Source organism: Micrococcales bacterium, assembly GCA_009784895.1.
GTDB lineage: Bacteria > Actinomycetota > Actinomycetes > Actinomycetales > WQXJ01 > WQXJ01.
Genome location: WQXJ01000016.1, coordinates 17,219 through 37,129, shown reverse-complemented (window position 1 = coordinate 37,129; position 19,911 = coordinate 17,219). Strand labels below are relative to the sequence as shown.

Sequence of the window (19,911 nt, the reverse complement as noted above, 5' to 3'; positions counted from 1 at the left end):
GGGATCGAAAATCGCTTAGCGCCAGATCAGTCAGATGCACTGTTCAGGGCCCCTTTTTTCGGGGTTGGTGAACAATAAGCTAGACAGTGAAACGAATCGGTACCAGCAGATACTTGTAGTCCGCCCGGGCTTCACCATCCAGATCGTCTTGGGCTTCGAAAAGAACTGCCTTGGTCGAATTGGTCATCGAGATCCGGACGTACTTGGCTCCAATCACACCCAACCCGTCAAGTAGGTAATGCGGGTTGAAAGCCACAGTCACCTCATCGCCGTTCAATTGAGCCTCGACCACCTCTGAGGCCTGGGCGTCATCCCCAGTACCGGCGTTCAAAGCGGCCTGCCCTTCGGTGAAAATGATCCGCACCGGCGTGTTTCGCTCGGCCACCAGGCTCATGCGGCGGACAGCCTCAATTAGCTGCTGGACATCCACCACGGCCGTAATCGGTGGGGATTCAGGCAGAAGCTTGCGCACCGGTGGGTAATCACCGTCAATTAGCAGGGAAGTGGTTTCCTTGCCGCCAGCGGCAAAACCAATAATGTCGGCAATGCCCGGCGCCGTCAGCGAGACTGAAACCTCCTCGGTGTGACCAAAGGCTTTGGCCACTTCCAGTAGCGTCTTTGCTCTAACTAGAGCCACTCGACTGACGTCGCTTTGGGCCGGCTTCCAGGTCAGCTCTCTGATGGCCAAGCGGTAGCGGTCGGTCGCCATCAGCACCAGGTTCTCGCCCTCGATCTCCATGCGCACACCAGTCAGCAGCGGCAAGGTCTCATCCCGGGTGGCGGCCACCGCCACCTGGCCAACGGCCTCAGTAAAGACATCCGCCTGGACCGCGCCAACTGTCGTGGGCAGTGGTGGCAAGGCCGGATAGTCGTCGATCGGCATGGTCAACAGGGTGAAGGCTGAGGCTCCACAATTGACGTGAACCTTGGGACCCTCGACTGACAAGGTCACCGGCTTGGCCGGAAGGGACTTGGCGATCTCGTTGAGCAACTTGCCCGAGACCAGTACCTCACCTGCTTCATCAACCTGCGCCGGAACGTCGAACTTGGCCGAGACCTCATAGTCGAAGGTGGTCAAGGTGACGTGTCCGGCATCTTTTGTCTCTGCCTTTATCCGGACACCAGACAGCACCGGGCTGGGCGGACGCTGGGGCAGCGCCCGGGCCACCCATGAGGCAGCCTCAGCCAATGTGTCGCGGTCAAGCACAAGCTTCATGCCACGTCTCCTTCGTAAATTACTGTCCACCAACCTTAGCGGGGCAACGACCCTATCGCCTGGTCGATCTGGCCACGACCGCCGAGCGGACCTAGCCAACCGGCCGCCGGGCCAAAGCGTTTGGGGGCCGATCAGTTATCGCAGCGCACCTTCTACCGGGCTTCAGACCGGGCTAGGGGGCTGGTGAACAATTCCCTAGGTAGAGCCAGGTTGCTCAATGCGGGTGATCCACAAGCTGTCATTAAGAGATACTACGTTAAGCGTCGTAGGGCCTGTGGGTAGTGTGGAAAACAGCTATTGCCACAGGTCAAAGGGCGCTCGGGGCTGTGCAAGCGGCTGTGGGCAGGCTGTGGGCGGCGAGGCTGGGCTGGGGAGAAAACCGCAACATGGGTGCCCTGTCCACAGAAAACAACTGGGCTGTACACATCGGCGATGGCGATATCCACCGCCATCCACAGGTTTGTACACAGCTGTTAATAAATACCACCGGTTTAGGAATCGGCCGCCTGTTGCTTTATGCGGTTGGTCAGTTCGGTCACGCGGATGAAGACTGAACGTTTCTCGGCCATTGATTCCTTGACCCGTTTTTGGGCGTGCATCACCGTGGTGTGGTCCCGCCCGCCAAATTCGCGGCCAATAGCTGGCAGCGATAGGTCGGTCAGCTCGCGGCATAGGTACATGGCAATTTGGCGGGCGTTGACCAGATTGCGTGAACGAGACGGACCACAAAGCTCGTCAATGGAGTAGTCATAGTACTTGGCAGTGTGGGCAATGATGGAGGCCGTGGTGATTTGGGCCGGGTGGTCGGTGATGAGGTCGCGTAGGACGATTTCAGCCAGCGACAGGTCAACTGACTGATGATTGAGCGAGGCAAAGGCAGTTACGCGGATGAGCGAACCTTCGAGTTCGCGGATGTTGGTGGTGATTCGTTGGGCGATGTACTCAAGGACATCAAAACTGGCCGTGATGCCTTCGCTGTCGGCTTTTTTGCGCAGGATAGCAATTCGAGTCTCAAGATCCGGCGGCTGAACGTCCGTCAACAAGCCCCACTCGAAGCGCGAGCGCATCCGGTCCTCAAAACCGTCAAGTTGTTTCGGGGCTAGGTCAGAGGTGATGACGACCTGACTGCCAGAGTTATGCAAGGCGTTGAAGGTGTGGAAGAACTCTTCCATGGTTTGACCTTTGCCTTTGAGAAACTGGATGTCGTCAATCAACAGAATGTCGTTGTTGCGGTACCGGCGCTGGAAGTCTTCCATCTTGCCGTCGCGGACAAAGTTGATGAAATCGTTGGTGAACTCCTCCGAGGTGGCGTAGCGAACCTTGTGAGCGGTTTCGAGGACCTGGGCGTAGTTGCCGATGGCGTGCAGCAGGTGGGTTTTACCCAGTCCGGAGCCACCATAGATAAACAGCGGGTTATAAGCCTTGGCTGGAGCTTCAGCTACGGCCACGGCGGCGGCGTGGGCAAAGCGGTTTGAGGGGCCAATGACAAAGGTGTCAAAGGTGTAACGGCCACGCAGCTGGCTGGGATGGGGCCGGTTGCGGTCTGCTGGGTCGTTCGGCTCGACCTGGCTGGCTGGGGTTTCGGCTGGCTCAGCTGGGGCCAGCTCGGTGTCCACCGTGGGGTCGATCGAAATGGCGATGTTCATCGGTTTTGAGGTAATGCGGCTAAGTGTTGTTTCGATCAGACCGGCCAAGTTGGCCTCGAGGTAGTCCTTGGCGTACTGGGAGCCAACCGCCAATAGTGCCGTGTCTTGGACCAGGGCAACCGGTTTGATCAGGGAAAGGAAGCCGAGGCGCTGGCCAGACAGGCTGCCCTCGTCATCCCAGATTTGCCGGGCTTGCTTCCAAATTTGGCTAATCTCGCGAGGTTCATCCACGGTTGGTCCTTAGGTTCGGCTTTGGCGCGCAGGCCGTGTACGAATGCTAATGGCCCAATCGCCTCGGTGTCTGCCCCAGACCTGGCAAAGAGAACCAAGTGACTGCTGGCCCAAGCCCCGATTCCGCTCCGCACCAGGCGTGTAACGGCTGGTCAACGGATCGAATGAAGCTGGTCGTGAACGGCCGCCAGAGCCTCGAAAGTGTTGGCTGGGGTTGGGCTGGCAAGACGCGGTCGAGCCGGGCTTAGGCAGTCAACTAGACAACGGGCCGGGCCCTGGCGCCTAAGCGCCTCAGGCCAGGCGTAACTTCGGTCGGTGGCCAAGCCAGTAAGAGGTTGTGGTTTGACCAAATGCGGCTTCAGACCGTACCTTTGTGCCCGGCTATGCACTAATGACGAATCTTCGTGCCCAGGGGCGCGACGCGACGCTGCCTTGGCAGATGTCGCGGGCAAGCGCGGGGTCCAAATGGGCCTGGGGGACAAAGTGGTGGAGTAGGACCGTGAGCAAGAGAACCTTTCAACCCAATAATCGCCGCCGGGCCAGAACCCACGGCTTCCGGCTGCGTATGCGCACGCGGGCCGGGCGAAGCATCTTGGCGGCCAGGCGGCGCAAGGGCCGCAGCCAACTTTCGGCCTAGCTGACGTGCTCTCCAGGGCCAACCGGATGCGGCGCCCGGCCGATTTCGTGGCTACGCAAGGCGGTGGCAGGGCAGGCTCAGGCCTAGTTGTGGCCTACGCCTCACGGCGCCAGGACAACCAACGGTTACTTGGCTTGGCTGTCTCCAAGGCGGTCGGCAATTCGGTTATTCGTCACCGCGTGACCAGGCGACTACGCGCCATCCTGGCTAGTCAACTGGTACAAATCCCTAACGGCACGGGCGTCGTGGTCAGAGCCCTGCCACCAGCGGCGACAGCTGAGTATTCGACCCTGCGAAGCTCTGTGTCCAACTGCCTTGGGCGGGCCATTGAAAAGGCAAGTAGGTGACGTGAGTTACCAACGGTTGATCAGAGGGCCGGCACTGGCCCTGGCTGGACTGGTGCGCCTGTACCAGCGACTGATCTCACCGATGTTCGCGCCAAGCTGCCGCTACTATCCGTGTTGTTCGCAGTACTCGATCACCGCACTCAGGCGGCTGGGACTGGTCAAAGGGTTGGCGCTAACAGCCTGGCGGCTGTTGCGCTGCAACCCTTGGAGCCCAGGCGGGGTTGATCATGTACCGGAGCGCTGGCCGGCCCCAAGCAGCGCCAGCTTGTCGACCGTAGCCGGCCAGTCAGCAGCCGGCCAGTTAACGCCGAGCCCAACTCAGGCTGCCATACCAGCTGCTAATCCCGGCGTTCGCTCAGGTCAGCGCTTGGTGCTGGCTATGTCAACGGGGCCAGAGCCTGTTGTACAAGAGGCTACCAGGAAGGTGTACAATGGGTTGGTTTGATTCGATTCTAAGCCCCATCATGTGGTTGGTGGCCTGGATCATGTACGGCTCTCACAAGGCCTTTGCCTTGGTGTTTGGGGCCAAGAGCTCGGTCGCTTGGATCCTGGCAATTGTCATGTTGGTGGTAGTGATGCGCATGATCATGATCCCGTTGTTCGTCAAGCAGATCCGATCTTCACGCGCCATGCAGTTGATTCAGCCGGAGGTTCAGCGGCTACAAAAGCGCTATAAGGGCAAAACCGACCCGGTGTCGAAACGACGCCAGCAAGAAGAGCTGATGGCGTTGTACAAGAAGCACGGCGCCAACCCGCTGAGCTCCTGCCTGCCCATCTTGGCCCAGTCCCCTTTCTTCTTTGCGCTGTTCCGAGTGCTTTACTCAATGCCACTGCTGCAGAAGGGAATCTACAAGGGCGGCTCGATTACTTCGATTGGCCCAATCGACGCCAAAGTGGCCGGCCAAGTCATGGAGTCAAAGCTTTTTGGCGCGCCACTCTCGGCTACTTTCATGAACCCCGAGACCTGGGCCGGCGCACCGGCAGTCACCGTGCGCATAGTCACCATGGTGTTGATAGTGGCCATGTCAGTGACGACTTTCACCACGCAGCGTCAGCTGACCATGAAGAACGTCCCGGCCATGGCGGCCGACAACCCGATGTACCGGACCCAGAAGATCATGCTCTACGGCATGCCCTTGATCTTCTTTGTCACTGGCGTGAACTTCCCTATTGGCGTGCTGATTTACTGGCTGACCACCAACCTGTGGTCGATGGGCCAACAATTCTTTGTCATTCGCCGTATGCCAACTCCAGGCACAGAGGCGGAAAAACGCTTAGAAGCACGCAAAGCCAAGAGACGCGCCAAGCGGGGCGAACCAGATCAGGTGGAGGATGAGCCGCCGCCGGCCATCATTGAGCCACCTTCGGGCCAACGTGTCCAGCCGAAGCGGACCAGCCGAGCGGATCGCAAAGGCACCGGGCCAAAACCCGGCGGTCCAAAGCCAGAGCCTGAGCCGGCATCGGCCGTTGACGGCCCGTCAGCAGGCAAAAAGGACACCGCCAAACGAGCCAATGCCGGCGGCCAAGATAGCCAGTCGAACCAAGCTAGCGGCAGCCAAAAGGGCAGCCAGGCTGGCCCCAACCAAGCCAAACCACAAAGTGGGCAGCGTCAACAACCAAAGAAGACCTCGCGCAAGCAGCGCAAATGATTGAGGAGCCAGGTAGTGAGTCAAGACAACGATGCCCTCAGCCAACCAGCTGAGAACCAAGTTGAGACAGACGAGGCCACCGAGCTGGCCGAAGTGGCCTTAGACCAGAGCCAAGACGCCGATGAGACGTCCAAGTCAAGGTCTTCTCGCCTTGAAAACGAAGGCGAGGTTGCGGCCGACTATTTGGAGGAGTTCCTCGACATTGTTGATATGGACGGCGATATCGACATTGATGTCGATCACGGCCGAGCCGTGGTGGCGGTTGTCAGTGAGGAGTCCTCTGGCGGTGAGTTGAAGAAACTGGTCGGCCGGGACGGAGAGGTGCTTGATGCCCTGCAGGAATTGACTCGGATCGCCATCCAAAACAGAACTGGCGACCGGTCGCGGCTGATGCTGGACGTGGCTGGGTACCGAGCTGGGCGGCGTGAGCAATTGCAGCAAGTGGCTGACCAGATCATCACCGAGGTCAAGACCAAAGGCGTCCACCTGTCGCTAGAACCAATGAACGCTTTTGAACGCAAAGTGGTCCATGACCGTGTGGCCGAGGCTGGGCTGGTTTCTGAATCGAGCGGCGTTGACCCCGAACGGTTCGTGGTTGTCAGGCCGGCTTGATGAGGCCGGTCGCTACCGGCCCGGATGATGACGCCAAGCTGGACCACCAGGCCGTGCGCAGGCTGTTTGGACCGGCCTACGATCAGATGGCCGTTTTCGCGGCCATGCTGGCCAGCCAAGGACCGAAACGGGGACTGATAGGACCGCGTGAAACTGGGCGGTTGTGGTCCAGGCATTTGGCCAATTGCGCCAGCCTGGTGCCCCACCTACCGGCCGGGGGCACCGTTATGGACATTGGGTCGGGGGCCGGCCTACCTGGAGTGGTGTTGGCCTTGGCTCGGCCGGACCTCTGCTTCGAGCTGGTTGACTCAATGAAACGGCGCATAACTTGGCTTGAGGAGGTTAGGACTCGACTCGGTCTGTCCAATGTCACTTTGACATGGAGTCGAGCGCAGGAACTGGCCGGCCATCGACAGGTCGAGGCGGTGGTTTCGCGGGCCGTTGGCGCCCTAGATGAGATGGCCGCCTGGGCGGCCGAGTTACTCAAACCCGGTGGACTGTATTTGGCCCTGAAAGGCCGCAGTGCTGGTCAAGAACTCAATCGTTGTCAAGAGGCGATGCACCACCTGGGTTACGAGGGACTAGCAGTGATTGAGGCCACGCCGCTGGCCAACGACAAAACGTTCGTGGTGCGGGGGCAACTGGGCCCCGGCAAGGTTGGTGCTGTGGCCCATACTGGTGGCGGGGAAAGGAAGGCGACGTGATGCCGAGCGACCAGATGGCGCCATCAGGCGGGGCCAGAGCCGGTGGCCGGCACGCCAATGTTTCACGTGAAACGTGGGTCTCTGACACGCCGGTTGGCGACGAGGTCGCCCGCGACGCTCGCCGGCGGGCCAAACTGCAAGGCGTGGCCTTTGATAGGCCGGCTCGTACCCGGATCGTGACCGTGGCCAACCAAAAAGGCGGTGTCGGCAAGACCACAACGGCGGTCAACTTGGCTGCGGCCCTGGCCATTGGCGGCTGCCGCGTTTTGGTGGTGGACTGCGACCCTCAGGGCAATGCCTCAACTGCCTTAGGCATTGAGCTGCGCCCGGACAGCGCCACTGTCTATGACGTCTTGCTGGATGGCAGGGCCATGATTGAAGTCATGGCGGCATGTCCTGAGGTAGACGGACTCTGGTGTGTGCCGGCCACAATTGACCTTTCGGGAGCCGAAATTGAACTAGTCGCCATGGCTGGCCGCGAGCACCTACTCGACCGTGCGCTCGAGCAGCTCAGAGTGGACTGGCATCTCAGGGGCGAAAGACAACTGGACTACATTCTGATTGACTGCCCGCCAAGTTTGGGCCTGCTGACCCTCAACGCCTTTGTCGCCGGCCGCGAGGTCTTGATCCCAATTCAGTGTGAGTACTACGCCTTGGAGGGGCTGAGCCAATTGATCCAGACGGTCAACTTGATCCGGGACTCGCTCAACCCCGAACTCCAGCTTTCGACCATCCTGCTGACGATGTTCGACCAGCGGACCAAATTGGCGCATGACGTGGTCAACGAAGTGCGCCAGCATTTCCCGGCCCAGGTGCTCGACCCGCCCATTCCGCGGTCGGTTAGGGTCAGCGAGGCACCTGGTTACGGGCAGACGGTTTTGACCTACGATCCATCTTCAAGCGGCGCTTTGGCCTACTTGGAGGCGGCCAAAGAGTTGACCAAGAGAACTGTTCACCAGCCCTTCGAAGGAGCAAGTCATGGCTAACCGGCGGCGCGGCTTGGGCAAAGGCCTAGGCGCGTTAATCCCGCAAGAACCGGCTTCAACTTCGCGGCCTGGTGGCCCGGCCGAACGCGTCGATAGACCGGCAGATGTCTTCTTCGGTGGCACCGGTTCAAAGCCCGGCCTCACCTCAACCGGTCAAGCAGACCTAGTCGAGGTGCCCGGTGCCTACTTTGCCACCGTGGCGGTGGCCAAAATCAAACCAAACCGGCACCAGCCACGGCAGGTCTTTGACTCCGACGAGCTAGACGAGCTAGCAGCCTCGATCAAGGCGGTTGGACTACTCCAGCCTATTGTGGTCCGGCCTTTGGCCAAGGACCGCTACGAACTGGTCGTGGGGGAGCGTCGCTGGCGGGCGGCCCAGCGGCTGGGCCTGGCCGAGATCCCCGCCATCGTCCGCCAAACCGATGACGGCGACATGCTCAGAGACGCTTTGCTGGAGAACCTGCACCGGGCGGAACTCAATCCGCTGGAGGAAGCCGCCGCCTATCAGCAGCTGATGGACGATTTTGGCTGCACCCAGGAAGAGCTAGCCGGACGCCTGGCGCGCTCGCGGCCACAAATCACCAACACTTTGCGACTGCTGAAGCTGCCAAGCCTGGTGCAGCGCCGCCTGGCGGCCGGAGTGCTTTCAGCCGGGCATGGACGGGCATTGCTCGGACTTGAAGACGCCGCCGCCATGGAGCGCCTAGCTCAGAAAATTGTGGCGGAAGGTCTCTCAGTGCGTTCAACCGAGCAGATGGTGGCCGTCGGTGACATCCCACCGCCCAAAGCAAAAAGCCGGGCCAGCTCGCGGGCGGGTTCACGCACCGAGGCGCTAGATGAGTTGCAGGACAAGCTGATTGACCACCTAGATACGAATGTCAAAATCACTTTGGGCAAGGCCAAAGGTCGCATAACCATTGAATTCGCCTCGGTTCAGGACCTCGACCGGATCCTGGGCTTGATCGCGCCAGATCAACCAAGGCTCAGACCAGGGGGCTGGTGAACAATTCCCGCCGGCTGCGGTCGCCCCAACTGCCGTAGGCTCGGGTTATGGCAATCAACATTGGAATGGTCACGTTCGATACGACTGACGCCCGGGCCCTGGCTGCTTGGTGGGCCGAAGCCCTTGAAACACAAATCGTTTACGACGGCGATGGCTTCTTTGTGATGGTCGCCGCCGGCGAAGGGCTGTCATTGGGTTTCCAGAAGGTGACTGACCCGACGCCGGGAAAAAACCGGCTTCACCTGGACATGTCGGCCCCCAACCGGGATGCCCAAGTCGAGCGGCTGAAGTCACTTGGCGCCAAGTTTGTGGCCGCCCACCAAATGGGACCACTCGACTGGGTGGTACTCGAGGACCCAGACGGCAACCAGTTCTGTCTGGCCGCCCCTGAAAAGTAGCCCAAGGACTCCAACTAGCCCTTTAAAACGTCGATGGCGATTCCTATTGGGCCGGTGACGCCAAGGCGGCCTCAACCATGGCGGAGTACAGCTTGGGCAGTGTCTGTCCGGCCGCCAGGGCGCCTTGGGGCAGCAGCGAGGTTTCCTGCATGCCTGGAGAAACGTTGACCTCAAGGAAGTAGACCTCACCGTCATGGCCCAGAAACATGTCGGTCCGTGACAAATGCCGTAAGCCCAGGCCAGTGTGGCATTTGACGGCAATTTCCCCGGCCCTAAGGGCGGCTGCGGAGCTGATCCGGGCCGGCGCGAAGAACTCGGTCCGGCCAGGGTTGTAGCGGGCGTCGTAGTCATAGGGACCGTCAGTCTCAATCTCCACCGCCGGCAAGGCTTCAGGGCCATTACCCCGGTCAACCACCGACACGGCTAGTTCAACCCCGTCAACGACCCGTTCGAACATGGCGTAGTCGCAATAGGAGAAGCAGTCCATCATGGCATTAGGCAACTGGCTGGGTGAATCGACCCGGGTGATTCCCAGGGCCGAACCACCCATCAGCGGTTTGACCATGACTGGCAATCCAAAAGAGGCCTCCAGCAGTTTCAACAGTGCGCCGGCGCCCAGCTCGCGGAACAAAGACTGCGGCAAGGTGACGAAGTCAGGCGTTTTGATGCCTTGACGGCGCAAAGTTGTTTTGGCGATGGCTTTGTTCCAGGCGATACGTGAGGCCCGTGGGTCGGCTCCCAGGTAGGGCACGTTAAGCAATTCGAGCACATCACCGACCGAACCGTCTTCGCCGCTGGCGCCGTGCAGCAAAGGCCATACCAGGTCGACTTGGTCGACAGACAGGGTTGTGATGAGGCCAGCCTCAAGGTCGGTTTCGATGACGTCATAGCCAGCCTGTCGCAGCGCTGCGGCTGTCCGTCGCCCGGACCGCAACGACACCTCGCGCTCGTGCGAAAGCCCACCTGCCAGCACCATTACCGTTCTTGACGACATCTTCTATCCTTCCAATGAGGCGCCTGGCACCAGTGGCTCAAGCGCGTGGCTGTACTGGGACGCTGCCATCACGTCACGCTGTATCGGGCGCGGGGAAGTTGACGTTGTCGCCGTGTTCAACCCTCTCAGAGCCAAACATCTGCACCAGCTGAAGTTCTTGGTCCAAGACTCCGCCCAGGCGCCGCACACCTTCGTTGATCCGCTCAGGCGTGGGGTAGCAGAAGGACAAGCGCATTTGGTTGTGCCCCTGGCCGTCGGCGTAAAAGGCCGTACCGGAAACGTAGGCCACCAGCGCGCTGGTAGCCCGTGGCAGCATCGCCTTTGTGTTTATGCCCGATGGCGTGGTCACCCAGGTGTAGAAGCCGCCCGTCGGTTTTGTCCAGTGGCAGGACGGCAGATGTTCTCTCAGGGCCGCCATCATGGCCTGGCAGCGCACCCGGTAGGCCTGGCGGTAGGCCTCGATTTGGCCGCGCCAATCACAGTTCTCTAAATAAGCCGCAATTGACAGCTGGGAAGCATGGGACGGACACAGAACTGACGCCTCACTGGCCAGGACCAGCTTCTCGCGCACGGCATGAGGGGCGGCCACCCATCCAGTGCGGTAACCCGGGCCCAGGGTTTTGGAAAACGAACCCAGGTAGAGCACGCCTTCTTCGTCCATAGACCGGATGGCCGGAGTGATAGTGCCGTCGAAACTAAGCAGCCCGTAAGGGTTGTCTTCAACTAGAAGTAGGCCGTGGCGTTGGCAGACCTCCAGCACCTCGATGCGCCGGTCAAGTGGCTGAGTGACACCGGCCGGGTTGTGAAAACTCGGTACGGTGTAAACGAACTTGACCGGCCGGCCACCGGCCTGGGCTTGGATGACGGCCTGGTCCAGGGCTTCGGGGATCAAGCCTGAATCGTCCATTGCCACATGGATAACCGCAGCTTGGTAGGAATGGAAAACTGACAACGCCCCGACATAGCTCGGCGCCTCGGCCAAAACGACATCGCCAGGGTCGATGAAAACCCGTGTGACCAGGTCTAAGGCGTGTTGTGAGCCGGTTGTGACAACGACATCGTCAGCGTGGGTGAAGGCCTTTTCCTCGGCCATGACCATGGTGATGAGCTCGCGCAGTCTGGGATGTCCCTGGCCGCTGCCATATTGCAGCGCCACGGCGCCTTCAGTGGCGATTAGGTCGTGGGTGACCTTGGCGATCATATCCATAGGCAGGGCGTCCAAGAACGGCATGCCACCGGCCAGTGAAACCACCTCAGGCCGGTTGGCCACGGCAAAAAGGGCCCTGGTCTCGGAGACCTTGAGCCAGTGGGTGCGTTCGGCGTAGGCCTCGAACCAGGGATCTAGACGAGTGCCACGGTGGGTCATTTTGGCCTGACCGCCGCGCCCGGAACCACTTGAGTGTTCAACCAACCCAAATCAGGTCAGATACTCAGATAGCTCGGCCACCAGCATTGGCTTGGGCCTGGCTCCGACGATTGCCTTGACCAATTGGCCGTCCTTGAAAACGTTCAGGGTTGGCACCGAGACCACGTTCTGCTGGCGGGCCGTTTGCGGGTTTTCGTCAATGTTGATCTTGACGAACTTGATTTTGTCGCCGTGCTCGGTGGCCAGCTGCTCCACGATTGGCATGAGTTGGCGGCATGGGCCGCACCAGGGCGCCCAAAAATCGACCAGTACCGGCAAGCTTGCCTGGATTACCTCGGCCTCAAAGGTCTGGTCGTTGACGTCTGCTAATGCGCTCATTTGATGGTTCTTCCTCGCTGTTTGTCTTTAGGCACAATTATCCTCGCATACCGGGACCGGCCCGGCACTGCGACCTTCTCTAGTTGCCGGAACCGGCCTCAAGTTCGGTTAGATAGCCTTGTACGTCCAGGGCGGCCTGGGCGCCCGAAGCGGCCGCCGTAATGGCTTGCCGATAGGTGTGGTCAACCAGATCACCACAGGCAAAGACACCCGGCGCTGAGGTGGCTGTGACTTGGCTGGATTCTCCTGGGGCGGCACTGCCGCTGACCACGACATAACCCTTGGGGTCAAGGTCGACTTGGTCTTTGAACAGATCCGACCTGGGCGTGTGGCCAATAGCCACGAACAGACCATCGGTTGGCAGGTGTCGGATTTGGCCGGTGCGCACATCTTGTAACTGCACGCCGTCGACCACGTCTTGGCCAGTCACATCGGTCACCACAGAATGCCATTCGAAATCGATGGCCGGGTGGTTCATGGCTCGCTCGGCCATTATCCGGCTGGCCCTGAGCTCGCCGCGCCGGTGTACTACTGACACTTTGGTGGCGAATTTGGTCAGGAATAGGGCCTCCTCCATGGCGCTGTCGCCACCGCCCACTACCACGATCTGTTTGTCGCGGAAAAAGAATCCATCGCAGGTGGCGCAGTAGCTGACACCTTTGCCCATAAGTCGCTTTTCGGCTTCCAGACCCAGCTCAAGATAGGCCGAGCCGGTGGCCAGAATCACGGCCTGGGCTTGAAAGACTTTGCCTTCACCGGTGGTGATCTGCTTGACCGGGCTAGTCAACTCGACCTCAACGACATCGTCGTAGACAATCTCAGCGCCAAAACGCATGGCTTGAGTCGCCAGTTTGTCCATCAGATCAGGGCCTTGGACGCCTTCGGGGAAGCCAGGGAAGTTCTCTACTTCGGTGGTGGTCATCAGCGCACCTCCGGCCGTCACCGATCCGGCCACAACCACCGGCTCAAAGCCGGCCCGGGCGGCGTAAATCGCCCCCGTGTACCCGGCGGGGCCTGATCCGATAATAGCCAGCTGTTTCATGCCTCTAACTCCTATGTCAGAATGGCGCCAAAAGCGCTTGAGGCCGGCGCCGCTTCGAGTGGTCCAATTCCGAACTGGAGCACCCCGGCCTGTCCCAAAACGACTAGGCCAATGACCAGGGCCACAACCAGAATCAGGACCAGAATCATTATCCCCCTGAGATTGATGCGGCTCCGTGTCACCCGTGCAGGCGGGGACTCCAACACCTCCTCGAAACTGTCCTGGTCGCCTGAATATTCCCCTTCTAGTCCGGCCACCTCGTCACTGTCCGGTGCCCCGGGCAGGCTCTGGGCCTGGGTTTGGTCGTCAATAGCACCTAGATCCACCACTGTCTCTTCGGCTGAAATCGGTGATAGCAAGTCGGTTGGTTCGTCGCTGGCCCCGCGGCCTGCCGCTTCTTGGCCAAGCGCCGTATCTTCGGCGCTGGCTTGGTCGAACTCGGCCGCCGGCTCAAGCCCGCTGTCATCAAATTGGCTTGGTTCGTCTTGGAACAAGGTGGCAGGGGCAGCGACCGTGGAACTGGCCTCTTCGCCCGGGCCTGGCACCCAATCACCCAGCGTCGATTCGGCTAGGGCACGGGCCTCGGCCAGAAGGGATTCGATTTGGGCCAGTTCGTGGTCCAGGTCAGGATCGTTGCCAGCATCCTCGTCCGGGCTGGCGAACCGGTCCGCCTCGTCTCCAGGCGGGCCAGCCAGCCTGTCTAGATCCTCAATCACGTCATTGAGCCGCCTGGCTGGCTCGGCCGGGCTGAGGCCCTGGTCAAGCTGGTTTTCCCCGCTCGCCTCAACCACTGGCGGGGCCAGCGTCTCGGTCGCCTCGGCCAACAGTGACGAAGCGGCCACAGTTTCGGCTGGTAGGGGCAGGGCTTGGATTGGCGGCTCGTCAGGGGTCTGGTCGTCTGGGTCTGGGGCCTGGTCGGCCTGGGGCGGGGCAGCTGGCTCGGCCTGGGCCTCAGTCTCAGTTGCAGCCTCAACTAGTGCCTCGGGCGCTGGCTCGGCTGGGGCCACCGGCCCAGCGGGATCTACCTGGTCTGGTTCGGTGACATCAAGGTCGGTAGTGGCACTGGGCAAGTCCTCGGTTTGGGCTAAAGGTTCGAACTCCGATAGCGCTCCAAGGGTCGTAGAAGGTCCCAGGCCGAGTGGCATCGGCACCTCGAGTGTGGGCCAAACTCCCAGGTCAGAGACGACCTCGGCTGGCTGGCTGGGCCCCAGCCCGCGGCCGGCCAAGGTGACCGAACAAAGTGTGTTGAGGTCACCGGGCACACCGCTGACCAGCTCGATCGGGGCGACCGGCTGGCCGTCCCAAACTGGCGGTCCGGGCTCTTGGCTGGGTACGTCACCCGGCCAGCGGGCCGTCAAAGCACTGTAGAGCACGGCCACCAGGCCACGGGCATCAGCCAGCAGGGCGGTGGCCGTCTTGTCAAGCTCTATCCCGCGCAAGGCAGCTTCCCAAGCCAAGCCCAATATGGTCAGAGATTTGCCATCACCTAGGGCGATGTTCTCAGGCCGCAGGGCCAGGTGGTGGACGTCGCGCTCGGCCGCAACTTGCAGGGCAGTGGCGGCCTCGCCGGCGATGGCGCGGGCCTGGGCTGCCGGAACGGGGCCTAGATCGGCCAGGGAGACGCCATCGGCCGGGGAAGTCAAAATGAACCAGGTGCCGGAATATGAACCGGCATCTATGACGCGGGCCAAACGCGGATCGTCAACCAAGGCGGCTCGTCTGGCGGCGTCAACTGCCTCTTGAACCCTGTCACCCCAGATTAGGTAGACGTCGACCTCTCGGTTCAATATCCGGTCTGTTGCCCGGTAGCGGGCGCAACTGGGAAGTGAGACAACCAGCTGGCCAGTCAATCGGTAGCGTCCCATCAACTGATCGCCCACGGCCAAGGAGGGCCTCGACGCTTCAGAGTCCATGTGTAAGAGGTCCTCTCAGTAGGGCGGCTGCCAGGTGGTCGCGCCCATCCTAGTGGTCACCTCTCTGGCTTTGTCAGCCCGCACTACGGTGTCGCAGTTTGGACAAGGCCGGAGCTAGGAAGTCACTCAATTCCCTCACCCGCATCAGGCGAAGGCAAAGTAGGTACACCACCGTCATGGCCAAGCCGACCACGACGACGTTGCCCAGCGCGGCGCCGCGCGAGGCGATCGGCGAGGCGAACGGTAGCCAACGGCCAAGCAGATAGCCAAACAGCCCGGTGACGACAGCGGCCGCACCGGTGCGCAGGTGCATCCAAGCCAAGCGGCGTCCGTCGACTCCGCCCAGGCGGTCGTGAAGGGAATTCAAACGCAGAACGGCCCCAGCTAGGAATGACAAGGTTTGGCCCAAACCCACCCCGATTACCCACCACGACGGTGGCAGTAACTTGATCGACAGAAAGGCGAAGCCAATCCAGACCAGTGACATGGGGACCTGGAGCCAAAAAACCGTCCGTCCGTCGTCCAGGGCGAAAAAGACCCGGCGTACCAACAAAGTGATACCCAATGGGACCAAACCAAGGGCCAGTGGCACCAACACGGCCGCCGCCGGGGCAATACCGTCGGGGCTCGAGGTGAACAACAACAGCCGGGTGATCGGCAGAGCCAGAGTGACCAAGACGGCCGTGAAGAAGCAACTGAAGACTGATGTGGTGCGAATGCCATAAGACAGATCGCGCCGTACGGCCGCCATGTCTCCGGCCACGGCGGCCTGGGACATGCGCGTGAATATGGCTGTTGTCAGCGAAACCGTGATCAGTGAATGGGGAATGATGTAGGTCGAAAGGCCATAGGTCAAAGCCCAGTTGGAGGCGACCAACTGTCCATTAGGGGCGGCATGCTGGGCGGCCGAGGAAAACCGCACCGCCACTAACATGGCGGTTTGGTCCACCAGTGTGGCCAGGGTGGTCCAGCCGGCTATGGTGGCGGCTCGGGACAGACCGTAACCCCTGAAACCGAAGCGCAACCGCGGCCATAATCCCAGCCGTGCCATTGGGATTAGCAGCACCAGCGCCTGCAAGGCGATGCCGGCGGTGGCGGTGCCGGCAACCAAGAAGACCTGTCCGCCACTCCAGCCGGTGACGTCAGTTTTCTGTTTGAAAACAATGGCGAAGGTGCCGAAACCGATAATCGAAATGACATTGTTCAGCACCGGTGCCCACATCACGGCGGCAAAGGAACCACGGGCGTTGAGCACTTGGCCCCAAAGCGTGTATAGGCCGTAGAAAAACACCTGCGGCACACACCAGTAGGCAAAGGTGGTGGCCAGGGCGAGCTGGTCGGCTGGCCAGCCGGAAGTAAAAGCTAGTACCAGCCAGGCCGCGCCCAGGGTCAGCGCGATGGTTAGCACCGCCAATATGACAGTGCCCAGGGTTAGCAGCCGGTAGACATATTCGTTGCCCCGGCCATCGGCGAAGGCGCGGACAATTTGTGGCACTAGGACGGCGTTGAGCACGCCGCCAGCCAAAATGGCGTAAATGAAATTGGGCACACCATTGGCCACGTCAAAGGCGTTGGCCGCCGCCGTCAAGCCGCTGCCAAAGACCCCGACCATGACGGCCATTCGGACCAAGCCGAGCAGGCGGCTGGTGAGGGTGCCAGAGGCCATGGCCATTGTTGAACCCAGGATCGACTTGGGTCTTTCACCACTCGGATGCTGATTGACGGGCTGGTCAGTTGGCACCTGGCCAACTGGCGGAGCTGGCAGAGCCGGTGGTGGAGGCGGAGTTGGCGGCGCCTGTGGAACTGACGGAGCTGGCAGAGCCGGTGGTGGAGGCTGGGCTGGCGGCGCCTGTGGAACCGGCGGGGTTGGCGGCGCCTGTTGAACTAGCGGGGCCAGGGGGATGTCGGCATCACTGGCGGGGCCAGCGGTAGGCAACGGCTCAGGGGCGGGTGGTTCGAGGTCAGCTACCGCTGCAGGCTCGACCGCCCCAGCCAATTGGGCTTCGGCTAGGTTCTCAGCTAATCGTTGGCGCCAAGGAACCCGTTCGAACTCAGGCAGCTTGACCGGTGCGATTAGTTCGGTCGGCGAATCTGAACCGACCGGTCCTTCCCATGAACCGAAAGGCCTGATCTGGTAGTCGAAATAGTTAGGGTCCCGGCGCGTCACGTTGTGGCCTTAACCCGCTCTAGGTCCCCTTGGCGGCGCCGGCCCCGCTGTCGCACCGCCTGGATCAGGCCAACGATCAGCACTCCGAGCACTAGCGCACCGCCAATAGCGGTGAAGACGTCTTCCCAACCGGCTCTAACCCGCATGTTGAACTCGGCTGGCACCATAACCGAGTCGCCGGCCTGATTAGACAGGTCCACCATGACCGGCACCATGCCGTTGGCGACAGCCTGGACCTCAATGCGGACAGTGGCCGATTCGCCAGCCTTAATGTCGACACTTTGGGCCTGACCGGCCCGCACGGCCGTGGTTTTTGGCTCAAGACTGACGCGTAACCCGGCCACATCATCAATCGAGCGGTTGGCGATGATAACCGGCACCTTGCCATTGTTGCTGATCAGGTTGATGTCTCCGCCGGTGACCACGGAAACCTGATCCATCCTGGTGTTGGCAGCGCCCGTGGCCTTGACGGCAGCGGCATCGCAAGCCGGGCGGCTGTGGCAGGCGCCAGACAAAGCCATCAGCAGGTCTGGCAGAACTTCTTGGTAAAAGGCCACCGGATCGCCGGTAATAGTGGAAAAAGCCTCGGCTCGTTGGACAGTCAGGGCAACCTGGCGTAACTGGCCATCGCTGGGCCCGGAATCTGGCCCAGCCGAACCGGCCACATCCAGACGGCTGGCCGGCTTGGTTTCGATGGTTTGGTCCAAGGATGAGGCCGCCACCCAAGGTGAGTTCATCAGCCCGGCTAGACGCTGGGCCAAACCGGCGCTGGCCTCGGCATCGCGCGGCAGGGTGATGGCACTGCGGCCAGGCCGGTCGGTTAGCTGCTGCTGGGCGGCTTCAAGCGCCAAAGTGGCCGAGGCGTAGCCCGTTATCAGCGAAGCCTCCTGCGGCGACACGACAGCGCTAGTCAAGGAGGCGTCGGCCACCAAAGCCGGGACCCTGGCGCCACCGGAGGCCATTTCAACCATTTGACCAATCTGGTCGTTGGCCGGCGAATGCCCCTCAGCTGCCAAAACCAGGGCGCGGGCGCCGGTGCGGCTAGCTAGGGCCAAGGTGTTGGCGTCGACGCTGCCTTCGACCCAATCAACCCCGGTGCGGATCAAGGCCGCCGTTGGTTCGCCCAACAGCTCGATCAGGCGGGCCTCACCGAAGACAAGGGCCTGGTCGACCAGGGGGAAAGCCTGGTCTTGGATCTGGGCCAGCCGGGCTAGAGACGGGTCGCCATAGGGCAAGGCGTAAATGGTTTTACCGTCTTCAAGAGCCTGGCTGACGGATGTGGCCAAAGGCCTGGCCCCATTGGGGCTTTGGGTGGCTTCCTGGTCCAGCACCGCCGGGTCGAGCAGCCAAGTGATATCTGGGCTGTTGGTGGCCCGCATCAGGCCGGTTAGCCGGGTGACGGTTTCTGGCCAGGCCTCATTGGGGGCAATAACCAGACCGGCGGTCACGGTCAGCCTGGCTCTGGCGGCGACCTCTTCGGGTGGGGCAAAGGTCAAATAGCCAGGGGCGGCGGCGACCAAACCCTGATTGGTGGAGAAACTGATGGCGAAACCGCGTGGCCCCCAGCCCGGCTCATCGTCCAAGTTGCCCAGGTTCAAGGCGTTGGCTTTGACTGCCAGGCTGAATTCGAGCTGGCCGCCCGCGGTTAGCAACTGGCGGCTTTCCGCCACGGCCTCCCATGAGGCTTCGTCCAGGCCGGCTAAATCCAGCCCGCGCCAATCCTCAAGTGACTGGCGATCTACGAAAGCGTCATTGGCCACTCTGAACGAGATATCTCCACGCAAGTCTTGTTCCGAGTGGCTGATGACCTGGCCACTGACTTCGATCATCTGTTCGGTACTGGTAATGGCGGTGGTGGCAGCCTCGATTACAACCTCGGCCTCGGCCCCGGGCGCCGCGCCCGGCAAAGCGCCATAACCGGCCGGCTGACCGGTCGAGGCCAGGGCCGGCATCGGCCTTGGGGCCGCCCCAGCCGGTAGCGCCAAGACTAGGCCAAGCAACACAGCCAAGCTGCTGGCCAGTAGAGGTCGCCTAGCGCTCACGCTTCACCGTTCAACACAGACCGGGCAACTTGGACCAGCCGGCGTTCATTGGGATAAGCCAGGCGGGTCTTGAGGTGGTCCAGCGGCACCCAGGCGACCACCTCGGCCTCTTCATCTGGATCGTTTTCGCTGGTCAAGCTGCCATCTATGGCGCAAAGCAGGTAGTGATGGACAATTTTGTGAATGCGGGCAGTCTCACCTTGAAACCAATAGTCGATTGTGCCCAAATGCCGCACCACGGTGCCACGAATACCTGTCTCTTCGTGAACCTCCCGTACGGCGGCCTGAGCTGGGGTTTCACCTGACTCCAGATGCCCCTTCGGTAGGCACCATTCGAGCCGGCCGCCCCGATTGCGCCGGGCGATGACAGCGGCCTGGGCGATGCCGTCAATCGCATCGACTACCAAGCCACCAGCCGAAACCTCTTTGGTCACCGGTAGGTCGGCGCAGGCGCGCGCCTGACCCAGACCTAAGGAAGCCATGTACGCCAGCCTAGGGCACTGGAGAATATCCCCAACAACTGGGCATAGTTACGGTGTCGGCACGAGCCGGCGCCTGGCGCCGACCCGGTCAAAGTGGG

The 19,911-nt window shown here is 61.2% G+C and carries 18 protein-coding genes and 2 pseudogenes; 9 read left to right on the top strand and 11 right to left on the bottom strand.

Annotated elements, in window-relative coordinates; genetic code table 11:
• Positions 1 to 79 precede the first annotated feature (79 nt).
• Both dnaN and dnaA read right to left on the bottom strand, forming a co-directional pair.
• Entirely contained in the window at positions 80 to 1,216 is a 1,137-nt protein-coding gene (gene dnaN, locus FWD29_04485; protein ID MCL2803193.1) for a DNA polymerase III subunit beta, read from the bottom strand.
• A gap of 491 nt (positions 1,217 to 1,707) precedes the next feature.
• Positions 1,708 to 3,093 carry a chromosomal replication initiator protein DnaA gene (dnaA, locus tag FWD29_04480; GenBank protein MCL2803192.1) on the bottom strand — a complete coding sequence of 462 codons (1,386 nt, stop codon included), beginning with the start codon at positions 3,091 to 3,093 and terminating at the stop codon, positions 1,708 to 1,710.
• 499 nt (positions 3,094 to 3,592) lie between these two features.
• On the opposite strand from dnaA, the gene rpmH reads away from it, so the two are divergent.
• The 9 genes and pseudogenes from rpmH to FWD29_04435 all read left to right on the top strand — a co-directional run bounded on the left by rpmH (position 3,593) and on the right by FWD29_04435 (position 9,429).
• On the top strand, positions 3,593 to 3,730 hold the full coding sequence (gene rpmH, locus FWD29_04475; GenBank protein ID MCL2803191.1) for a 50S ribosomal protein L34: 138 nt from the start codon (positions 3,593 to 3,595) through the stop codon (positions 3,728 to 3,730).
• A gap of 26 nt (positions 3,731 to 3,756) precedes the next feature.
• A complete protein-coding gene (gene rnpA / locus FWD29_04470; GenBank protein MCL2803190.1) occupies positions 3,757 to 4,077 on the top strand; it encodes a ribonuclease P protein component in 321 nt (106 codons plus the stop codon).
• An 82-nt stretch (positions 4,078 to 4,159) separates the two neighbouring features.
• A pseudogene (yidD, locus tag FWD29_04465) lies at positions 4,160 to 4,318 on the top strand (membrane protein insertion efficiency factor YidD).
• 190 nt (positions 4,319 to 4,508) lie between these two features.
• Entirely contained in the window at positions 4,509 to 5,726 is a 1,218-nt protein-coding gene (gene yidC, locus FWD29_04460) for a membrane protein insertase YidC (protein ID MCL2803189.1), read from the top strand.
• A 93-nt stretch (positions 5,727 to 5,819) separates the two neighbouring features.
• The gene (locus FWD29_04455; GenBank protein MCL2803188.1) at positions 5,820 to 6,338 is read left to right on the top strand and encodes a single-stranded DNA-binding protein; all 519 of its coding nucleotides are present in this window, start codon (positions 5,820 to 5,822) and stop codon (positions 6,336 to 6,338) included.
• Positions 6,338 to 7,042 (top strand): 16S rRNA (guanine(527)-N(7))-methyltransferase RsmG, encoded by a 705-nt coding sequence (gene rsmG / locus FWD29_04450; GenBank protein MCL2803187.1) that lies wholly within the window; start codon positions 6,338 to 6,340, stop codon positions 7,040 to 7,042. Before FWD29_04455 ends, rsmG begins: the two co-directional genes overlap by 1 nt.
• Complete coding sequence (locus tag FWD29_04445) at positions 7,039 to 8,028, top strand: ParA family protein (protein ID MCL2803186.1); 990 nt, start codon at positions 7,039 to 7,041, stop codon at positions 8,026 to 8,028. The genes rsmG and FWD29_04445 overlap by 4 nt, the downstream gene beginning before the upstream one ends.
• Positions 8,021 to 9,031 carry a ParB/RepB/Spo0J family partition protein gene (locus FWD29_04440; protein MCL2803185.1) on the top strand — a complete coding sequence of 337 codons (1,011 nt, stop codon included), beginning with the start codon at positions 8,021 to 8,023 and terminating at the stop codon, positions 9,029 to 9,031. The genes FWD29_04445 and FWD29_04440 overlap by 8 nt, the downstream gene beginning before the upstream one ends.
• Positions 9,032 to 9,078: 47 nt before the next feature.
• Complete coding sequence (locus FWD29_04435; protein ID MCL2803184.1) at positions 9,079 to 9,429, top strand: VOC family protein; 351 nt, start codon at positions 9,079 to 9,081, stop codon at positions 9,427 to 9,429.
• Between the two features lie 43 nt (positions 9,430 to 9,472).
• On the opposite strand, the gene FWD29_04430 is transcribed toward FWD29_04435, so the two are convergent.
• The 9 genes and pseudogenes from FWD29_04430 to FWD29_04390 all read right to left on the bottom strand — a co-directional run bounded on the left by FWD29_04430 (position 9,473) and on the right by FWD29_04390 (position 19,813).
• Positions 9,473 to 10,423, bottom strand: coding sequence for a D-alanine--D-alanine ligase (locus tag FWD29_04430; protein MCL2803183.1), 951 nt, complete (start codon positions 10,421 to 10,423; stop codon positions 9,473 to 9,475).
• Between the two features lie 73 nt (positions 10,424 to 10,496).
• Positions 10,497 to 11,789, bottom strand: a complete 1,293-nt coding sequence (locus tag FWD29_04425; protein MCL2803182.1) for a PLP-dependent aminotransferase family protein — start codon at positions 11,787 to 11,789, stop codon at positions 10,497 to 10,499.
• 51 nt (positions 11,790 to 11,840) lie between these two features.
• The gene (gene trxA, locus FWD29_04420; protein ID MCL2803181.1) at positions 11,841 to 12,167 is read right to left on the bottom strand and encodes a thioredoxin; all 327 of its coding nucleotides are present in this window, start codon (positions 12,165 to 12,167) and stop codon (positions 11,841 to 11,843) included.
• A 79-nt stretch (positions 12,168 to 12,246) separates the two neighbouring features.
• On the bottom strand, positions 12,247 to 13,209 hold the full coding sequence (trxB, locus tag FWD29_04415) for a thioredoxin-disulfide reductase (protein ID MCL2803180.1): 963 nt from the start codon (positions 13,207 to 13,209) through the stop codon (positions 12,247 to 12,249).
• An 11-nt stretch (positions 13,210 to 13,220) separates the two neighbouring features.
• Positions 13,221 to 15,122 (bottom strand): hypothetical protein, encoded by a 1,902-nt coding sequence (locus FWD29_04410; GenBank protein MCL2803179.1) that lies wholly within the window; start codon positions 15,120 to 15,122, stop codon positions 13,221 to 13,223.
• Between the two features lie 73 nt (positions 15,123 to 15,195).
• Entirely contained in the window at positions 15,196 to 16,788 is a 1,593-nt protein-coding gene (locus tag FWD29_04405; protein MCL2803178.1) for a murein biosynthesis protein MurJ, read from the bottom strand.
• 159 nt (positions 16,789 to 16,947) lie between these two features.
• Positions 16,948 to 17,079 (bottom strand): annotated as a pseudogene (locus FWD29_04400) (4Fe-4S ferredoxin).
• A gap of 206 nt (positions 17,080 to 17,285) precedes the next feature.
• Positions 17,286 to 19,331, bottom strand: coding sequence for a DUF6049 family protein (locus FWD29_04395; protein ID MCL2803177.1), 2,046 nt, complete (start codon positions 19,329 to 19,331; stop codon positions 17,286 to 17,288).
• Positions 19,328 to 19,813, bottom strand: coding sequence for an NUDIX hydrolase (locus FWD29_04390; GenBank protein ID MCL2803176.1), 486 nt, complete (start codon positions 19,811 to 19,813; stop codon positions 19,328 to 19,330). Before FWD29_04390 ends, FWD29_04395 begins: the two co-directional genes overlap by 4 nt.
• Positions 19,814 to 19,911: the final 98 nt, after the last annotated feature.

What these genes read in the sequence shown, in the direction of transcription:
- dnaN (MCL2803193.1), bottom strand. Translation starts at nt 1,216, where the DNA reads ATGAAGCTTGTGCTTGACCGCGACACATTGGCTGAGGCTGCCTCATGG.
- rnpA (MCL2803190.1), top strand. Translation starts at nt 3,757, where the DNA reads ATGCGGCGCCCGGCCGATTTCGTGGCTACGCAAGGCGGTGGCAGGGCA.
- yidC (MCL2803189.1), top strand. Translation starts at nt 4,509, where the DNA reads ATGGGTTGGTTTGATTCGATTCTAAGCCCCATCATGTGGTTGGTGGCC.
- rsmG (MCL2803187.1), top strand. Translation starts at nt 6,338, where the DNA reads ATGAGGCCGGTCGCTACCGGCCCGGATGATGACGCCAAGCTGGACCAC.
- FWD29_04440 (MCL2803185.1), top strand. Translation starts at nt 8,021, where the DNA reads ATGGCTAACCGGCGGCGCGGCTTGGGCAAAGGCCTAGGCGCGTTAATC.
- FWD29_04435 (MCL2803184.1), top strand. Translation starts at nt 9,079, where the DNA reads ATGGCAATCAACATTGGAATGGTCACGTTCGATACGACTGACGCCCGG.
- FWD29_04430 (MCL2803183.1), bottom strand. Translation starts at nt 10,423, where the DNA reads ATGTCGTCAAGAACGGTAATGGTGCTGGCAGGTGGGCTTTCGCACGAG.
- FWD29_04425 (MCL2803182.1), bottom strand. Translation starts at nt 11,789, where the DNA reads ATGACCCACCGTGGCACTCGTCTAGATCCCTGGTTCGAGGCCTACGCC.
- trxA (MCL2803181.1), bottom strand. Translation starts at nt 12,167, where the DNA reads ATGAGCGCATTAGCAGACGTCAACGACCAGACCTTTGAGGCCGAGGTA.
- trxB (MCL2803180.1), bottom strand. Translation starts at nt 13,209, where the DNA reads ATGAAACAGCTGGCTATTATCGGATCAGGCCCCGCCGGGTACACGGGG.
- FWD29_04410 (MCL2803179.1), bottom strand. Translation starts at nt 15,122, where the DNA reads ATGGACTCTGAAGCGTCGAGGCCCTCCTTGGCCGTGGGCGATCAGTTG.
- FWD29_04405 (MCL2803178.1), bottom strand. Translation starts at nt 16,788, where the DNA reads ATGGCCTCTGGCACCCTCACCAGCCGCCTGCTCGGCTTGGTCCGAATG.
- FWD29_04390 (MCL2803176.1), bottom strand. Translation starts at nt 19,813, where the DNA reads ATGGCTTCCTTAGGTCTGGGTCAGGCGCGCGCCTGCGCCGACCTACCG.